Annotated in this window: 18 protein-coding genes; 11 read left to right on the top strand and 7 right to left on the bottom strand. The window is 72.8% G+C overall.

Features of this window, described 5'->3' with window-relative positions; translation table 11 throughout:
• The first annotated feature begins 80 nt into the window (after nucleotides 1–80).
• A complete protein-coding gene (locus QP089_RS03925; RefSeq protein WP_285909857.1) occupies nucleotides 81–674 on the top strand; it encodes a TIGR03086 family metal-binding protein in 594 nt (197 codons plus the stop codon).
• On the opposite strand, the gene QP089_RS03920 is transcribed toward QP089_RS03925, so the two are convergent.
• The gene (locus QP089_RS03920; RefSeq protein ID WP_285909856.1) at nucleotides 643–2,151 is read right to left on the bottom strand and encodes an SDR family oxidoreductase; all 1,509 of its coding nucleotides are present in this window, start codon (nucleotides 2,149–2,151) and stop codon (nucleotides 643–645) included. The two genes, QP089_RS03925 and QP089_RS03920, sit on opposite strands and share 32 nt — an antisense overlap.
• Nucleotides 2,152–2,414: 263 nt before the next feature.
• On the opposite strand from QP089_RS03920, the gene QP089_RS03915 reads away from it, so the two are divergent.
• The 3 genes from QP089_RS03915 to QP089_RS03905 all read left to right on the top strand — a co-directional run bounded on the left by QP089_RS03915 (nucleotide 2,415) and on the right by QP089_RS03905 (nucleotide 5,049).
• Complete coding sequence (locus tag QP089_RS03915; protein WP_285909855.1) at nucleotides 2,415–3,659, top strand: NAD(P)/FAD-dependent oxidoreductase; 1,245 nt, start codon at nucleotides 2,415–2,417, stop codon at nucleotides 3,657–3,659.
• A gap of 67 nt (nucleotides 3,660–3,726) precedes the next feature.
• Entirely contained in the window at nucleotides 3,727–4,056 is a 330-nt protein-coding gene (locus tag QP089_RS03910; RefSeq protein WP_285909854.1) for a DUF3140 domain-containing protein, read from the top strand.
• 21 nt (nucleotides 4,057–4,077) lie between these two features.
• Entirely contained in the window at nucleotides 4,078–5,049 is a 972-nt protein-coding gene (locus QP089_RS03905; protein ID WP_285909853.1) for a YbgA family protein, read from the top strand.
• An 8-nt stretch (nucleotides 5,050–5,057) separates the two neighbouring features.
• Here QP089_RS03905 and QP089_RS03900 read toward each other — a convergent pair whose 3' ends face one another.
• Complete coding sequence (locus tag QP089_RS03900) at nucleotides 5,058–5,783, bottom strand: SDR family oxidoreductase (RefSeq protein WP_285909852.1); 726 nt, start codon at nucleotides 5,781–5,783, stop codon at nucleotides 5,058–5,060.
• Between the two features lie 83 nt (nucleotides 5,784–5,866).
• On the opposite strand from QP089_RS03900, the gene QP089_RS03895 reads away from it, so the two are divergent.
• From QP089_RS03895 to QP089_RS03880, 4 genes are all read left to right on the top strand, one after another.
• Nucleotides 5,867–6,709, top strand: a complete 843-nt coding sequence (locus QP089_RS03895) for a LysR family transcriptional regulator (protein ID WP_285909851.1) — start codon at nucleotides 5,867–5,869, stop codon at nucleotides 6,707–6,709.
• A gap of 28 nt (nucleotides 6,710–6,737) precedes the next feature.
• Complete coding sequence (locus QP089_RS03890) at nucleotides 6,738–7,385, top strand: maltokinase N-terminal cap-like domain-containing protein (RefSeq protein WP_285909850.1); 648 nt, start codon at nucleotides 6,738–6,740, stop codon at nucleotides 7,383–7,385.
• 188 nt (nucleotides 7,386–7,573) lie between these two features.
• Nucleotides 7,574–8,530, top strand: a complete 957-nt coding sequence (locus QP089_RS03885; protein ID WP_285909849.1) for a TIGR01777 family oxidoreductase — start codon at nucleotides 7,574–7,576, stop codon at nucleotides 8,528–8,530.
• Between the two features lie 28 nt (nucleotides 8,531–8,558).
• Entirely contained in the window at nucleotides 8,559–8,954 is a 396-nt protein-coding gene (locus QP089_RS03880; RefSeq protein ID WP_285909848.1) for a hypothetical protein, read from the top strand.
• An 80-nt stretch (nucleotides 8,955–9,034) separates the two neighbouring features.
• Here QP089_RS03880 and QP089_RS03875 read toward each other — a convergent pair whose 3' ends face one another.
• The gene (locus QP089_RS03875) at nucleotides 9,035–9,646 is read right to left on the bottom strand and encodes a hypothetical protein (RefSeq protein ID WP_285909847.1); all 612 of its coding nucleotides are present in this window, start codon (nucleotides 9,644–9,646) and stop codon (nucleotides 9,035–9,037) included.
• A 114-nt stretch (nucleotides 9,647–9,760) separates the two neighbouring features.
• Nucleotides 9,761–10,141 (bottom strand): VOC family protein, encoded by a 381-nt coding sequence (locus tag QP089_RS03870; protein WP_285909846.1) that lies wholly within the window; start codon nucleotides 10,139–10,141, stop codon nucleotides 9,761–9,763.
• 187 nt (nucleotides 10,142–10,328) lie between these two features.
• Here QP089_RS03870 and QP089_RS03865 point away from each other — a divergent pair, with 187 nt between their 5' ends.
• Entirely contained in the window at nucleotides 10,329–11,060 is a 732-nt protein-coding gene (locus tag QP089_RS03865; RefSeq protein ID WP_285909845.1) for an SDR family oxidoreductase, read from the top strand.
• Nucleotides 11,061–11,152: 92 nt separating this feature from the next.
• On the opposite strand, the gene QP089_RS03860 is transcribed toward QP089_RS03865, so the two are convergent.
• Together QP089_RS03860 and QP089_RS03855 are read right to left on the bottom strand one after the other, a co-directional pair.
• Nucleotides 11,153–11,416 (bottom strand): winged helix-turn-helix domain-containing protein, encoded by a 264-nt coding sequence (locus QP089_RS03860; protein ID WP_285909844.1) that lies wholly within the window; start codon nucleotides 11,414–11,416, stop codon nucleotides 11,153–11,155.
• A gap of 87 nt (nucleotides 11,417–11,503) precedes the next feature.
• Nucleotides 11,504–11,767, bottom strand: coding sequence for a GntR family transcriptional regulator (locus QP089_RS03855; RefSeq protein WP_285909843.1), 264 nt, complete (start codon nucleotides 11,765–11,767; stop codon nucleotides 11,504–11,506).
• A gap of 175 nt (nucleotides 11,768–11,942) precedes the next feature.
• On the opposite strand from QP089_RS03855, the gene QP089_RS03850 reads away from it, so the two are divergent.
• Together QP089_RS03850 and QP089_RS03845 are read left to right on the top strand one after the other, a co-directional pair.
• Nucleotides 11,943–12,233 (top strand): hypothetical protein, encoded by a 291-nt coding sequence (locus tag QP089_RS03850; RefSeq protein WP_285909842.1) that lies wholly within the window; start codon nucleotides 11,943–11,945, stop codon nucleotides 12,231–12,233.
• Between the two features lie 185 nt (nucleotides 12,234–12,418).
• Nucleotides 12,419–13,942 (top strand): MFS transporter, encoded by a 1,524-nt coding sequence (locus QP089_RS03845; protein ID WP_285909841.1) that lies wholly within the window; start codon nucleotides 12,419–12,421, stop codon nucleotides 13,940–13,942.
• Here the strand turns inward: QP089_RS03845 and QP089_RS03840 are convergent.
• The gene (locus QP089_RS03840; RefSeq protein ID WP_285909840.1) at nucleotides 13,824–14,657 is read right to left on the bottom strand and encodes a helix-turn-helix transcriptional regulator; all 834 of its coding nucleotides are present in this window, start codon (nucleotides 14,655–14,657) and stop codon (nucleotides 13,824–13,826) included. The two genes, QP089_RS03845 and QP089_RS03840, sit on opposite strands and share 119 nt — an antisense overlap.
• Between the last annotated feature and the right edge of the window lie 2 nt (nucleotides 14,658–14,659).

Raw genomic sequence — 14,659 nt, 5'->3', positions numbered from 1 at the left:
CCACAGGACAAGGACCGTCCAGCGCCCGCCGCCCGGCACCGCGCGGGCGGGCCGCCGCACTCGACCACCGGAGGACCCCGATGACCTCGACGAACCCCGACCTCGGACCCGCCGCCCGGCGCCTGGCCGCCCTGCTCGCCGGGGTCCGCGACGACCGGCTCGACGCGCCGACGCCCTGCGCCGACACCACGATCGCCACCCTCGTCGACCACGTCGACGGGCTGTCCCTGGCGTTCACGCAGGCCGCGGCCAAGGAGGTCCCGGAGGGCGGGACGCAGGCCCCGGCCCCCGACGGGTCCGCGCTGACGCCGGACTGGCGCGACCGCGTCCCCGGACGGCTCGACGCGCTCGCCGCCGCGTGGCGCGAGCCGTCCGCCTGGGAGGGGATGACGGAGGCGGGCGGCGTGCAGATGCCCGCCGAGGTCATGGGACGCGTCGCGCTGAACGAGCTGGTCGTCCACGGCTGGGACATCGCCAGGGCCAGCGGGCAGCCCTACGCCTGCGGCGACGGCGAGGTCGAGCAGTGCCTGATGTTCGTCGGGCAGGCCGTCGAGCAGAGCGGCGGCAAGGGCACCCCCGGGCTGTTCGACGCGCCCGTCCCCGTCCCGGACGACGCCCCGCCCCTCGACCGGCTGATCGCCCTCACCGGCCGCGACCCGTCCTGGACGGCCTGACCGCGCCGGCTTCGGCGGCATGGGCGATGCCCCGGCACATGCCGCCGAAGACCCGGTCGTGGAACGGCTTGAACGCCCACCAGTAGCAGTGGCCGAGCAGGCCGCGCGGGTGGAACAGCGCCCGCTGGGTGTAGCGGACGCGGCCGTGCCGCTCCGCCACGCCCAGCTCCAGCCAGGCGAGGCCGGGCAGCCGCATCTCGGCGCGCAGCCGCAGCAGGCGTTCCGGCTCGACCTCCTCCACGCGCCAGAAGTCGACGGACTCCCCGATCCGGAGCCGCTGCGGGTCGCGGCGTCCGCGGCGCAGGCCCACCCCGCCCACCAGCCGGTCCAGGACGCCGCGGGCGCGCCAGGCGAGCGGGAAGGAGTACCAGCCGTGCTCGCCGCCGACGCCCTCGACGACCTCCCACACGCGGTGCGCCGGGGCGTCCACGTCGCAGGCCCGCTCGTCGGTGTAGAGGCTGCCTCCCGCCCAGTCCGGATCGGTCGGGAGCGGATCGCTGGGAGCGCCCGGGACGCTCGCCGACGACCAGCGCGTGGCGACGTCGGCCTCCCGGACGCGCCGCAACGCCAGGGACACGGCGCGCTCGAACCCGGCCGCTCCCCCGTCCGGCGGCCCGACGTACCGGTCGATGTCGTGGTCGCGGCAGATCACCTCGTTGCGCAGCGACTCCACCAGCGGGCGCGCCAGGCGGCCCGGCACCGGGGTGACCGCCCCGACCCACAGGCTCGACAGCCAGGGGCTCAGGACGGGCACCGGGACGATCAGCCGCCTCCCGAGCCCGGCGACGGCGGCGTAGCGCCGCATCATGTCGCGGTAGGTGAGCACGTCCGGCCCGCCGATGTCGAACCCCCGGCAGACCTCGGGCGGCAGGTCCGCGGACGCCACCAGGTAGTGGAGGACGTCCCGGATCGCGATCGGCTGGATGCGGGTGCGCACCCAGCGCGGGGTGACCATCACCGGCAGCCGCTCGGTCAGGTACCGCAGCACCTCGAACGAGGCCGACCCCGACCCGATGATCACCGCGGCGCGCAGCCACACCGCCGGCACGCCGGCGTCGAGCATGATCCGGCCCACCTCGGCGCGGGACCGCAGGTGCGGCGACAGGTCCTCGTCCGGGGCCATCCCGCCCAGGTAGACCAGCCTTCCCACGCCGGCGTCGCGGGCGGCCGCGGCGAAGGTGCGGGCGGCGCGGCGGTCGGCCTCGGTGAACGCGGCCGCGCCGCCGATCGCGTGGATCAGGTAATAGGCCACGTCCACGCCGTCCAGGGCACGGCGCGTCGGCTCGGGGTCGGTCGCGTCGGCTTCGGCGATCTCCACCTGCGACGCCCACGGGTGATCGCGCAGCCTGCGCGCCGAGCGGGCCATGCACCGCACGCGGTATCCCGCGTCCAGCAGCGCGGGCACCAGCCGGCCGCCGATGTAGCCGCTGGCGCCCGTCACCAGGCACAGGCGGCCGTCACCGTTGCGTTGCTCCATGGCGCGCTCCCGCCCGGGCCCTCCGGCGGCCGCCGCGCGCCCGCCGGTCCGGCCGCTCGGGCCGGGCCCCCCGCGCCCCGCTCGCGCGGAGCGTCGTCTCCCCGTGGTCGGGTGCTCCGTACCCTCCGGCCGTCCGCACAAGCGTGCCCGGCCGGAGGGTTCGCCGAGGTCACCGGGATGACCCGGGGATCGGCGGGCATGGTGACCGGGCGAGCGACCGATGGGCCGGTGGGGGCCGGTCGCGCGGACGAGGGGGGCGCACGATGGCCGAGGACGTCGTCGTTGTCGGAGCGGGGCTGGCCGGGCTGGCCTGTGCGGTGCGGCTGCACGAGAACGGGGTGCCCGTCCGGGTGCTGGAGGCGTCGGACGGGGTCGGCGGCAGGGTGCGCACCGACGTCGTGGACGGTTTCCGCCTCGACCGCGGGTTCCAGGTGTTCAACACCGCCTATCCGGAGGCGAGGCGCCTCCTCGATCTGGAGGCCCTGGACCTGCGGGCGTTCGCGTCCGGGCTGCTGGTCTTCCACGAGGGGCGCCGGGAGCGCGTGATGCTGCCCTGGAGGCACCCGGAGCATGCGTTGAGCGGCGTGTTCGCCGGTGTCGGGACGCTCGCCGACAAGGCGGCGCTGGCGGCGATGACCGCCCGCGACCTCGCCGCCTCCGGCTCCTGGCTGTGCGACGCCCCGGACCGCCGCACCCGCGACGAGCTCCGCGTCCGGGGCATGTCGGACGTGATGATCGACCGGCTGATGCGCCCGTTCCTGGCGGGCGTCCTGCTGGAGCGCGAGCTGGAGACCTCCAGCCGGTTCTTCCACCTGATCTGGCGGTCCTTCGTGCGCGGCACCATCGCGGTCCCGGCGCTCGGCATGGGCCGCATTCCCGAGCAGCTCGCCGGGCGGCTTCCGGCGGGGACGATCTCCCTGAACACCCCGGTGCGGGAGATCGTCGACGGCGGCGTGCGGACCGCGGACGGCGGCACCGTGCGGGCCGGCGCCGTGGTCGTCGCCACCGACCCGCGCCGGGCCGCCGACCTGCTGCCCGAGGTCGAGGCGCCGGCGATGCGCGCCGTCACGACCTTCTACCACTCGGCCCCGACCTCGCCGCTGCGCGAGCCGATCCAGATCGTCGACGCCGGCGGTGTCATCACCGACACGCTCGTCCTCACCGACGCGGCTCCGGGCTACTCGTCCGACGGCCGGGCGCTGATCTCGACGTCCGTGCTCGGTACCGGGGCGGACGAGGCGCGCGTGCTGGCCCGGCTCGGCGAGATCTACGGCGGCACGTCCGGCTGGCGGCTCGTCGCCGAGTACCCGATCGAGGCCGCGCTGCCCGCGATGCCGCCGCCGCTGCGGATGCGGCAGCCCGTGCGGCTGGGCGCCGGACGGTACGTCTGCGGGGACCACCGCGACACCGGCTCGATCCAGGGCGCCCTGGTGTCCGGGCGCCGCGCCGCGCAGGCCGTCCTCGCCGACGCCGTGCGGCGGAGCGGCGCCGTCCTGCACCCGGCATGACCTGGTGATTCACCTGGTATGCCCGGGTCGTGGGCGGGTACGGGCGTCCCGACGGGAAGGGGGCGGCATGACCGACGACAGGGACACCGTGGCGGCGAAGTTCGGGGAGGTCGTCAACATGACGCCCAAGGAACTGGAGCGATGGCTGGAGACCGAGGAGTCCAGGTCCGCGGGCCAGAGGGACGGCGGGGACGAGTCGACCGGCCACGCGTCCGGCCGCAGGATCGTCGAGCTGATGCACACCAGGAGAGCCGACCTGTCCGACCAGGACTACGCGCACATGAACAAGGTGGTCGGCTACGTCCACCGGCACCTCGCGCAGCGGCCGTCCGGCGACGTGCGGGACACCAGATGGCGCTACTCCCTGATGAACTGGGGGCACGACCCGCTGAAATGACGCCTCCGGACCGGAGCCGTGATGACGGCCGGTGAGCATCCTCGGCCGCGGCTGGGGGTGTCGAGCTGCCTGCTCGGCGCGCCCGTCCGCTACAACGGCGGCCACAGCCGCGACCGGTTCCTCACCGGGCCGCTGGCACGGCACGTCGACTGGGTGCCGGTATGCCCGGAGATGGAGATCGGGCTCGGCGCGCCGCGCCCCACGATGCGGCTGCGGACCGACGGGCACATCGTGACGAAGGACGGCGCGTCCGACCACACCGCCGCCATGACCGCGCTGGCCGGCCGCCGGCTCCCCGACCTGGACGGCATCGACGGATACGTCCTGAAATCCCGGTCGCCGAGCTGCGGGCCGTCGCACCTGCCCCGGTACGCGTCCGGGCGGCCGGGCGAACGCACCGACGGCCAGCCGGTGGACCGGCACGGCCGCGGCGTGTTCGCCGGCCTGCTCCTGGACGCCTACCCCGACCTGCCCGTCGAGGAGGACGGCCGGCTCAACGACCCCTTGCTGCGCGAGCACTTCGTCGAGCGGGTGTTCGCGCAGGCGCGGCTACGGGAGCTCTTCGCCTCCGACTGGCGGCCCCGCGACCTCGTCGCCTTCCACAGCAGGCACAAGTTCCAGCTGCTCGCCCACGTCCCCGCCGGCTACCGCGAGACCGGCCGCATCGTCGCGCGCGCGGGCGAGCGCCCCCGAGACGACCTGGAACGCGACTACCGCCGCGCGTTCAGCGCCACCCTCGCCGTGCGCGCCGGGCGCGGCGGCCACACCAACGCCCTCCACCACATCTTCGGCTTCATCACCGACGACCTCGACCCGACCCGCCGCCGCGACATCGTCACCGCCATCGACTCCTACCGGCAGGGGCGGGCGCCGCTGAGCGTCCCGATCGCCCTCCTGCGCCACCACGCCGAAGGCGAGCACCTCCGCTACATCGCCGACCAGACCTACCTCGACCCGTTCCCCGACGACCTTCTCCTGCGCCACACCCTCTGAGCGGCGCGTCACCAGGGGATCGGGCCGTCGTCGTCGAAGAAGGCACCGGTCGGGCCGTCGTCGGGCAGGGTCGCGAGCTGCACCGCGATCGCCGCGCCCTGCTCGGGGGTGCGGACGCCGCGGAAGCCGTTCAGGTCGGTCGCGCAGAAGCCGGGGCAGCCCGCGTTGATCAGGATGTTCGTGTCCTGCAACTCCTTGGCGTACTGGACGGTGACGGCGTTGAGGAACGTCTTCGACGTCGAGTACGCGGCGGAGATCGGGCCCGTCTGGGCGCCGGGCGTGGTCTGCCGGGTGAGGGAGCCGACGGTGCTGGACATGTTCACGATCCGCGGGGACGCCGAGCGGCGCAGCAGCGGCAGCATCGCGTTGGTGACGCGCAGGACGCCGATCACGTTGGTCTCCATGACCGTCCGGACGGTGTCCAGGTCGACGCGGGTGGGCTCTTGCGGCATGCCGCCGGTGATCGCGGCGTTGTTGACCAGCGCGTCGAGACGTCCGGCGCGCTCCTCGATCAGACCGGCGGCGGCGGTGACGGTCGCGTCGTCGGTCACGTCCAGCGGCACGCCGAACGCGTCGGCCCCGGCCGCGCGCAGCTTCGCCACGGCCTCCTCCCTCGGCCCCTCGCTGCGGGCGCCGACGCCGACGCTCCAGCCGAGCGCACCCAGGCCCGCCGCGATCTCGTATCCGATCCCCTTGTTGGCGCCGGTGACCAGCGCGATCTTCTTCTCGCTCATGCCTTCGATCCTCGCGCCCCTGGTGGCGCCGTGGCCAACACCGTCTGGGTGGGCCGCGATACCTTGCGGGTATCGTGGCGGGCATGGAGACGCGGGAGCTTCGGTACTTCATCGCCGTCGCCGAAGAGCTGCACTTCGGACGGGCCGCCGAGCGGCTCGGCATCGCGCAGCCGCCGCTCTCGCGCGCGATCCAGCAGCTCGAACGGCGCCTCGGCGTGACGCTGCTGGACCGCACCAACCGCACCATCGCGCTGACCGACGCCGGGACGGTGCTGCTGCACGAGGGCCGCGCGGCCCTCGACGCGGTCGGCGCCGCCGAACGCCGCACCCGCCGCGCCGCCGCGGCCGGCGACTCGGGGCTCGTCCTCGTCACGAAGGCCGGGGCGTCCAGCGACCTGCTGCCGAAGCTGCTCGACGCCTACGCCGCCGAACCCGGCGCGGTGAACGTCGACGTGCTGCTGTGCGGGCCCGGCGAGCAGGAGCGGCTGCTGCGCGACGGGCGGGCCGACGTGGCGCTGCTGCACCGCCCGTTCGACTCGGCCACCGGGTTCGACACCGAGGAGCTGTGCACGGAGGGGCAGGTCGCGGTGCTGCCCGCCGGGCACCCCCTCACCGGCCGCGCCCACCTGCGGCTGAGCGACCTCACCGCGCTGCCCGGCCTGCCGCTGCCGCGCTGGCCCGGTCCCGGCGGCGGCTACCCCGACGGCCCCGGCCCGCAAGTCCACGACCACGCGCAACTGCTCCAGCTGATCGCGCTCGGCCGGGCCTCGGCCGTCCTGCCGGAGTCGTGCCGCTCCCATCTGAGCCGCGCCCACGCCGCCGTGCCGGTACTGGACGCGCCGATGGTGACGACGGTGATCGCATGGCCGCCGCACAGCCGCTCCCGCGCCCTCGCCGCACTGGTCAGGACCGCGACCCGGCTCTGACGGGCTGCTCGATGGGAGAATCCTCGGCATGGCCGTCATTCACGAGACCACGCTCAAGCCGTCCAAGCTGGAACTGCTCGCCGCATGGCTCCCGTCCCGGCCCTGGTACGCCGGCGGAACGGGCGAACCGGAACTGGCGAAGGCGGGCGGCTTCCGGCTGGACGACCCGGCAGGCGAGGTCGGGATCGAGTTCATCGTGGTCACCGACACGTCCGGTACGCGTCCGGCCACATATCTGGCGCCCCTCACCTACCGCGGCGCCCCGCTTGACGGTGCGGACCACGCCCTCGTCGGCACCATGGAACACGGCGTGCTGGGACGCCGCTGGGCCTACGACGGCTGCCACGACCCGGTGGCGGTCGCCCAGTTGCTGGCCCTGCTCGAAGGCCGCGTCCAGGCCCAGGACCAGAACACCAGCGGCGCCCCCGACCGCGAGGTGACCCGCTCCTACCGCGGCGGCGCCCTCACCAGCACGAACGTCGCCACCACGGCCACCGACGACCAGGACGGCACCGTGCTGCGCTTGCCGGAGGGCGCGGCCCTCCGCCTGCACCGCGTCCTGCGCCCCGCCCCGAACGACCCGCCTGCGGAAGCCCTCGGCCACATCTCCGGCCCCTGGACCACACCGGCCGGCACCCGCACCCGAGGCGCGTTCGCCGTCCTGCACCCCGCCTGACCCCGACCTCCGGGAATGGCGGATTTATCGGATCCGCCCCGGCGGCCCCGGCCCTGCCGGCAAGAGCCCTACTGCACGCTGGCGGTCATCGGACTCGCGACCGGATTCATCGGGTGAGGGTCGTCTCGTTTTTAAACGTGTTCAAAAATCTGCGTTAGGCTCGGGGCGGGACGCGGAGGTGGAGCGCGATGAAGCTGGTGATCCCCGGCGGCAGCGGGCAGGTGGGCACGATCCTGGAGCGGGCGTTCACCGGCGCGGGCCATGACGTCGTGGTCCTGACGCGGCGGCCGGAGTTCGAGCGGGAGCTGGCCTGGGACGGCCGGAGCCTCGGCCCGTGGGCGGACGCGGTCGACGGCGCGGATGCCGTGGTCAACCTCGCCGGACGCAGCGTCAACTGCCGCTACACCCCGTCCAACCTGCAAGAGATGATGGACTCGCGGGTGCTGTCGACGCGGGCCGTGGGCGAGGCCATCGCCGCAGCCGCGCGCCCGCCCCGCGTCTGGCTCCAGATGAGCACCGCGACCATCTATGCCCACCGCTTCGACGCGCCCAACGACGAGGCGAACGGCGTCATCGGCGGGACGGAGCCGGACGTCCCGCGCTACTGGTCGTACAGCGTCCGGATCGCGAAGGCGTGGGAGCGGGAGCAGGAGCGCGCGGCGACGCCGTCCACCCGGAAGGTCGCGTTGCGTGCCGCCATGGTGATGAGCCCAGACCGCGGCGGCGTCTACGACGTGCTGCTGCGGATGGCGCGGCTCGGCCTCGGCGGGGCCGTCGCGGGCGGCGCGCAGTACATGTCCTGGATCCACGGGCACGATTTCGTGCGCGCGGTGGAATTCCTGATCGAGCGGGAGGATTTCGCGGGGCCGGTGAATCTCGCTGCGCCCGACCCCCTGCCCCAGCGCGGTTTCATGCGCGAGTTGCGCGCCGCCTGGGGAGTTCCGGTGGGCCTGCCCGCGACCAGATGGATGGCCGAACTCGGGGCACTTGCCCTGCGCTCGGACACTGAATTGCTGTTGAAGAGCCGCCGCGTCGTCCCCGGCCGCCTGCTCGACGCCGGCTTCGCTTTCGACTTTCCCGAATGGCCAGAGGCTGCGGCGGACCTCGTCCGGGCCACACGCACTTCCGGGGCTTCGTCGGCATGAGACTGTCGTGTCAGAAATGAGGAGCGGGTTGGAGGCGGCACTGGCTGAGGCGTCGTCTCCCTTGTGGACGCGACGCGTCCGCGCCGGGCGTGGCCTTGCCCCCTTCGCCGATGCGCCTGCGGCTGCGGAAACGCTGGTGAGGTTGCTGCTGGACGGTGAGGACACGGCGGTGACCCGGCATACGGCCGAGGCCCTGGCCCGGGTGGGGACGGTGGCCGCGTTGAGGCTCATCGCTCTCGCGGTTGCCGCGGCTGACGACAACCAGACCGACTGGCTGCTGACCGGTGTGCAGGACGCGCTCATGGGTCCGGGTGATGCGCCGGACGTCGCGGCGGCCTGCGGGAAGCTCGCCGGAGACCCGGACGAAGCCGTCCGCCGGGGTGCCGCCGATATTGCAGCATGGACAGACGACGCACGGTATTGATCCGCACCATCGATCAGTCTCATGCAGCCGTCGCCGGGCATGGCGCCGTCCGCCGGTGGGCCGGCGAACGGCGCGTCGCGTCAACCCGTGGTGCGGGTGATCTTGATGGCGGGGCTGACCTTGAACTCGCCGGTGAAGGTGATGGTCTCGCCCGACGCGCGCACGCCCGCGCAGCCGACGGAGCCGTCGTTGTTGGCCGTGGCGAACGGGGTGGCGACCGCGCTGCCGTACTTCAGGATCTGGGTGGCGTTGTCATAGCTCGCCGTGATCTTGCCGAACGAGAACCGGCAGTCGTCCGCGAAGATCGTGATGCCGTACGGGGAACTCTGCGCCCCCGAGAGGGTCGTCGTCCCCGTGGCCGCGTTATAGCCCGTGGCGGTGTAGTAGATGGGCCCGACTCCGGCGGCCAGGGTCCCGAGGATGACGGCGGTACTGCCACCGGGGCGGGTGCACGGGCTGCCGACGGTGCCGTCGGCGGTGCCGAGGGACGCGGTGGCGCCGGTGACGGTCCTACTCGCCAACTGACCCCACTGCTGCACGCTGGTGCAGGTGAGCAGCGTCGCGCCCGCCTGGTTCTTGATCGTCACGGTGCCGGTCGAGGCGGTGGTGTACTTGCCGTCGGCCGCCGGATTGACGACCTTCCAGGTGGTGGTGGCGGCGTGCGCGGCGATCGCCGGCGCGCTCAGCGCCAACGGAGCCAGTCAACGTAACCCGAGCCCGAACCAAGATCAATAATCAATTTCACCGGACGACCCGGTCACTCCAGGGTGGGACGGGGCGATGCTCCATTCGCCCGAGGCCGGGCGTCAGAGCGGGGCGAGGCGGGCCTTGAGCAGGCAGAACTCGTTGCCCTCGGGGTCGGCCAGGACGTGCCACTGCTCCTCGCCCGTCTGGCCGATGTCCGCCGGACGCGCGCCGAGCTTCAGAAGCCGTTCGAGCTCGGCGTCCTGGTCGCGGTCGGTGGCGTTGACGTCGATGTGCAGCCGGGACTTGCCCTTCTCCGGCTCGTCCCGACGGCTGAGGATGATCGTCGGCTGCGGGCCGCCGAACCCTTCGCGCGGCCCGATCTCCAGCGTGCCGTCGTCCTCGCGGCTGAGCACGACAAAGTCCAGGACCTCGCACCAGAAGCGCGCCAGCAACTCGGGGTCGCGGCAACCGAGCACGAGCTCACTGATCCGACATGCCATGAACGCAACCTGCTCCCTCGGGTCCTAGCAGCGAAAACAACCGCGCGATCGTACCGTGCTCCGCCGCGCAGCTTTCGTCGAACTGGCTCGGTACGCGGTGCCGAACGATCTTGTGTCCTGAAGTGTGCGGACCTACGGTTGGCGATGATCACATCGGAGCGTGCCGGCCTGATAGTGCGAGGACCTTATGACAAAGAACCTTTCCGGAAAGGCCGCGGTCGTCACCGGTGCATCGCGGGGCATAGGCCGGGCGATCGCGCTGGGGCTGGCAGCTCGCGGTGCGTCAGTGGCCGTGAACTACCTGAAGAACGGCGACCTCGCTGCCGAGGTCGTCGCGTCCATCGAAGCGGAGGGCGGCACCGCGGTCGCTCTGCAGGCCGACCTGTCCCGCCCCGCCGAGGTGGCCGGCCTGTTCGACCGGGCCGAGCAGGCGTTCGGTGGCCTGGACATCGTCTTCGCCAATGCGGCCGATGCCGTGGTCAAACCGCTCATCGAATGCACCGAAGAGGACTACGACAGGCTGTTCGCGGCCAACGTGAAGAGCGTCTTCTTCACGCTGCAGGAAGCGGCGCGCCGGGTACGCGACGGTGGCCGAATCGTCGCCACGTCGACCGGCGGAACGAAGATGTTCTTCACCGAGACCTCGCTCTATCTGGGTAGCAAGGGCGCCGTGGAGCAGTTCGTACGGGTGCTCTCGCGCGAACTGGGCCCGCGGAATGTGACCGTCAACGCGCTCTCACCAGGATTCACCGACACCGACCTGCTCCCCGATCGTGATCGGGAGGTCGCCGCCGGCATGTCGCCATTCGGCCGGGTCGGCCAGCCGCAGGACGTCGCCGACGTGGCGGTCTTCCTCGCCGGCGACGAGGCACGCTGGATCACCGGCCAGAACATCGCCGCAGGCGGAGGCGTGTTCTGACCAACGCCGGCCCCTGCTAAGCAGCCGCCCCAAGCCGCTCGGGCTGGGCTCGGTGATCAACCACCCTCGCCCGTCAACCACGTTCGCGGTCACTACACCTGGCCGTCCGCCCTGCCGACGTCCGACGGCTTGGCGATGACGAAGGTGCCTCGTCCGTGCGTGGCGCGCGTGAGGCCCCGCTCGCGTAGAAGTCGCATTGCGGCTTCTGCCGTGGACTTCCCGACCTTGAACTCCTCGGCGACGGCCACGACGGACGGGACTCGGGACCGCAGCGGGTAGGTCCCGTCGCTGATCCGCTTGGTGAGCACGTCGGCGATCTGCTGGTACAGCGGCTCAATCCCGTCCAACTCCACCACATGGCCACTCTATGGAAGCGCACGCCTCCCTACCGTGTGCTTGCCGCAACAAGATGGGCGACATCGGCGGCCAAGGCGTTGTTGCGGTCAGTCGCCCGGCTGGTCGGTGGCCGAGGGCTTGGCGATGACGAAGGTGCCTCGTCCGTGCGTGGCGCGCGTGAGGCCCCGCTCGCGCAGGACGCGCACCGCCGCCTCCGCCGTGCTCTGAGAGACGCCGAATTCGTCGGCGATGGCCCGTACGGCAGGGATGCGCCGACCTATCGGATACGTGCCCTTCGCGATGCGGCCGGCGATGACCTCTGCCACCTGCTCGAAGAGCGGTTGTGGTCCGTCGAGGTCGATCTCTCCCATGGAAAGACACGCTATGTCACCTGCAGTTATGCCATCACACGGCACGGCGGTCCATGACTTTGCCAGACACGGCAAGACACTCGACGTATTGTGTGAGGTCAGAGCAGCCCCGGCGCGGTGCACCACCACTGCGCCGGGGCCTAGGAATCGACCGTCGCTAGGAGGCGATCGACCCATGACCCCTGAGAGTAGGGCCCGGCTCGAGGCGCTGGGTGTCGTTCTGCGGGTGTACCGGCTTCGGGCGTCCATGACCGAGGAGGGCCTGCGGGTCGTCAATCGGGGGGCGGCGGGGTGCTGCGCGGCGCAGGTGGCCGATCTGATCACCGTCGCGGCGCGGGAGGACGACGGCGGGCGGCTGTGGTTCTTCACGTCGTGGCGGTATCCGGTCGCCGAGGTGGAGCGCGTCGTGGACGCGGTGATGGTGATCCGGGGGCTGCTCGACGGGGAGCCGGGGGTGGCGCTGTGATCGAGGCGGTCACGGTCGTCGCGTCCGGGGCGGCGTTGCTCACGGCGATCATCGGGATGGCCGTGGTGGAGCGGCGGCCTCGGTATCGGGGGCGGCATCGTTCGCTGTTGTGAAGGGTGTACCTGGCAGGTGTACCTCCAGCGGGGTGCTGGTTGGTCCGCGCAGTGCGGCGCAGGGTGGGCGGCATGACGACGGAGAATTCGCTGAGTGCCGCGCGCCTGGGGTTGCGCGGTTGGCTCGTCCTCATCACGTTGTGCGGCGCCACGTTCATGACGGGCCTGGACTACTCGATCATCACGGTGGCGCTGCCGGAGATCGGCCGGGACCTGGGGTTCTCCAGCGCGTCGGCGTTGCAGTGGGTGGCCACGGCGTGCCTGCTGCCGACGGCGGCGCTGATGCCGCTGTTCGGGCGGGCGTCCGACATGGTCGGCAGGCGCCGGCTGTTCATGGCGGGCGTGGCGGGATTCGCCGGACTGTCGCTGGCGGCCGCGCTGGCGCCGAGCCCGGGGCTGCTGGTGGCGGCGCGGGCCGGGCAGGGCGTCGCGGCGGCCATGATCGGCCCGACCGCGCTCGCGCTGATGACGGGCGCGTTCCCCGAGGGGCCGCAGCGCACCCGGGCGCTCGGAGTGAACGGCGCGCTGCTGTCGCTGGGGTTCGTCATCGGGACGATCGGCGGCGGGCTCATCACCAGCGGGCTGAACTGGCGCTGGACGATGCTGATCCTGTTCGGCATCGGCGCGCTGGTCCTGGTCGGCGCGGTCGCGGTGGTCCGCGAGACGGCCGGGCGGAGCCGGACCGGGCTCGATGTTCCGGGCGCGGTCCTGGCGAGCGCCGGGCTGTTCGCCCTGGTGTACGGGGTCTCGTCGAGTGAGGGCAGCGCTCTGACGCTGGTCGCGGCGGTGGTGCTGCTCGGTTCGTTCCTGGGTGTGGAGGCCCGGCACAGGGCTCCGCTGGTTCCGTTGCGGCTGCTGCGCCGTCCGACCGTGAAGTGGGGCATGGCCGTCGGGCTGGTCACGTTCGGGATGTGCGGTGGGGCGACGCTGCTGCTCAGCATATACATGCAGGACGTCCTGGGCTACTCGCCGCTGGAGACCGGGCTCGGGTTCCTGGGTGAAGGCGTCGCGGCGCTGGCCGGTGGGACGCTCGCGGCGCGGCTCATCAACGCCCGCGGGACGGTCGCGACGATCGTGACCGGCCTGTCGGTTCAGGCGGCGGGCACCGCGGCGATGGTGCTGCTGCCCGTCCACGGCGGGCTGGCGCTGTTGTCGGTGACCTCGGCGGCGATGGGCTTCGGCCATGTCCTGACCGTGGTGGCCGCCGTCACGACGATCACCTCGGGGCTGGACGAGGCCGATCAGGGCGTCGCGGGCAGCCTCGCGCAGATGCCCACCTTCGTCGGCGCGATCGGCGTGGCCGGGCTCACCGCGATCGCGGCGGCCCGCACCGAGGCGCTCGCCCCGTCCACCACCGAGGCCCTGGCCACGCTGGGCGGGCTGCACGCGGCCTTCCTGGCGGCCGGTGCGGTCGCGGTGCTCGGCGCGGTGGCGGGCGGCGTCCTGCTCCGCCGGTCGGACGCCGCCTCGCGCGGGTCTAGAGGACGGAAGCGGCGAGGCGCCGCAGACGCTCCTGCGACGGCGAGCCCGGTTCGGCCTGGAAGACCGTCACGCCCTGGCCCTCGTCGTCGGGCGTCCGCAGGAGTTCGGCGGTGAGGGTCATGACGCCCACGTCCGGATGCCGGTAGCCGCGCGAGATGGACGCGCAATTGGACACCGGGTGCTCCGTCCACATGGCGCGGAACTCCGGGCTCAGCGTCAGCAGCTCGTCGATCAGGGCGGTCAGCCCCTCGTCGCCCGGGAACCTGCTGAGCGAGCCCTCCAGGTAGGCGATGTCGTCGCGGGCCTTCTGCTCCCAGTCGAGGTAGAGGCTGCGGGAGAAGTCGGTTTCGAGGAAGTCGATGCGGACGAAGTTGGGCTTCTCCTCGCCGTCGAAGTCCCAGTGCGGGGCCAGCAGGGCATGGGCCAGGCGGTTCCACGCGAGGAAGTCGCCGCGCCTGCCGACCGCGACGGCGGGGACGTCGGTGAACGACGCCACCATCCGCTCGATGCCGGGGCGCAGCCGTTCGGGCCCGACCCGCTCGCGGGCCCGGACGACGCGCACCAGCCGGTGGAGGTGGCGCCATTCGTCGTCGTCGAGCCGCAGGACGCGGGCGAGGGCGTCGAGGACCTCGTCGGAGACGTTCGGGCTCTGCCCCTGCTCAAGCCGCGTGTAGTAGCTGACGCTGACGCCGGCGAGCGGCGCGACCTCCTCGCGGCGCAGCCCGGCGACGCGCCGGTGCCGCACGCCCGGGTTCAGCCCGACGTCCTCGGGACGCAGCCGGGCACGGCGGGACCGCAGGAACTCGCCGAGAACGGAACCGGGATGCATGG

The sequence above is a fragment of the Actinomadura opuntiae genome, from assembly GCF_030283205.1.
Taxonomy (GTDB): domain Bacteria; phylum Actinomycetota; class Actinomycetes; order Streptosporangiales; family Streptosporangiaceae; genus Spirillospora.
Note: the sequence above shows the minus strand (reverse complement) of the source record. Positions and strands in the feature narration are given on the sequence as shown.

Bases quoted from the DNA above. Each gene is read 5' to 3' on its own strand.
- QP089_RS03925 (WP_285909857.1), top strand. From the start codon at position 81: ATGACCTCGACGAACCCCGACCTCGGACCCGCCGCCCGGCGCCTGGCC.
- QP089_RS03920 (WP_285909856.1), bottom strand. From the start codon at position 2,151: ATGGAGCAACGCAACGGTGACGGCCGCCTGTGCCTGGTGACGGGCGCC.
- QP089_RS03915 (WP_285909855.1), top strand. From the start codon at position 2,415: ATGGCCGAGGACGTCGTCGTTGTCGGAGCGGGGCTGGCCGGGCTGGCC.
- QP089_RS03910 (WP_285909854.1), top strand. From the start codon at position 3,727: ATGACCGACGACAGGGACACCGTGGCGGCGAAGTTCGGGGAGGTCGTC.
- QP089_RS03905 (WP_285909853.1), top strand. From the start codon at position 4,078: ATGACGGCCGGTGAGCATCCTCGGCCGCGGCTGGGGGTGTCGAGCTGC.
- QP089_RS03900 (WP_285909852.1), bottom strand. From the start codon at position 5,783: ATGAGCGAGAAGAAGATCGCGCTGGTCACCGGCGCCAACAAGGGGATC.
- QP089_RS03895 (WP_285909851.1), top strand. From the start codon at position 5,867: ATGGAGACGCGGGAGCTTCGGTACTTCATCGCCGTCGCCGAAGAGCTG.
- QP089_RS03890 (WP_285909850.1), top strand. From the start codon at position 6,738: ATGGCCGTCATTCACGAGACCACGCTCAAGCCGTCCAAGCTGGAACTG.
- QP089_RS03885 (WP_285909849.1), top strand. From the start codon at position 7,574: ATGAAGCTGGTGATCCCCGGCGGCAGCGGGCAGGTGGGCACGATCCTG.
- QP089_RS03870 (WP_285909846.1), bottom strand. From the start codon at position 10,141: ATGGCATGTCGGATCAGTGAGCTCGTGCTCGGTTGCCGCGACCCCGAG.
- QP089_RS03865 (WP_285909845.1), top strand. From the start codon at position 10,329: ATGACAAAGAACCTTTCCGGAAAGGCCGCGGTCGTCACCGGTGCATCG.
- QP089_RS03855 (WP_285909843.1), bottom strand. From the start codon at position 11,767: ATGGGAGAGATCGACCTCGACGGACCACAACCGCTCTTCGAGCAGGTG.
- QP089_RS03850 (WP_285909842.1), top strand. From the start codon at position 11,943: ATGACCCCTGAGAGTAGGGCCCGGCTCGAGGCGCTGGGTGTCGTTCTG.
- QP089_RS03845 (WP_285909841.1), top strand. From the start codon at position 12,419: ATGACGACGGAGAATTCGCTGAGTGCCGCGCGCCTGGGGTTGCGCGGT.
- QP089_RS03840 (WP_285909840.1), bottom strand. From the start codon at position 14,657: ATGCATCCCGGTTCCGTTCTCGGCGAGTTCCTGCGGTCCCGCCGTGCC.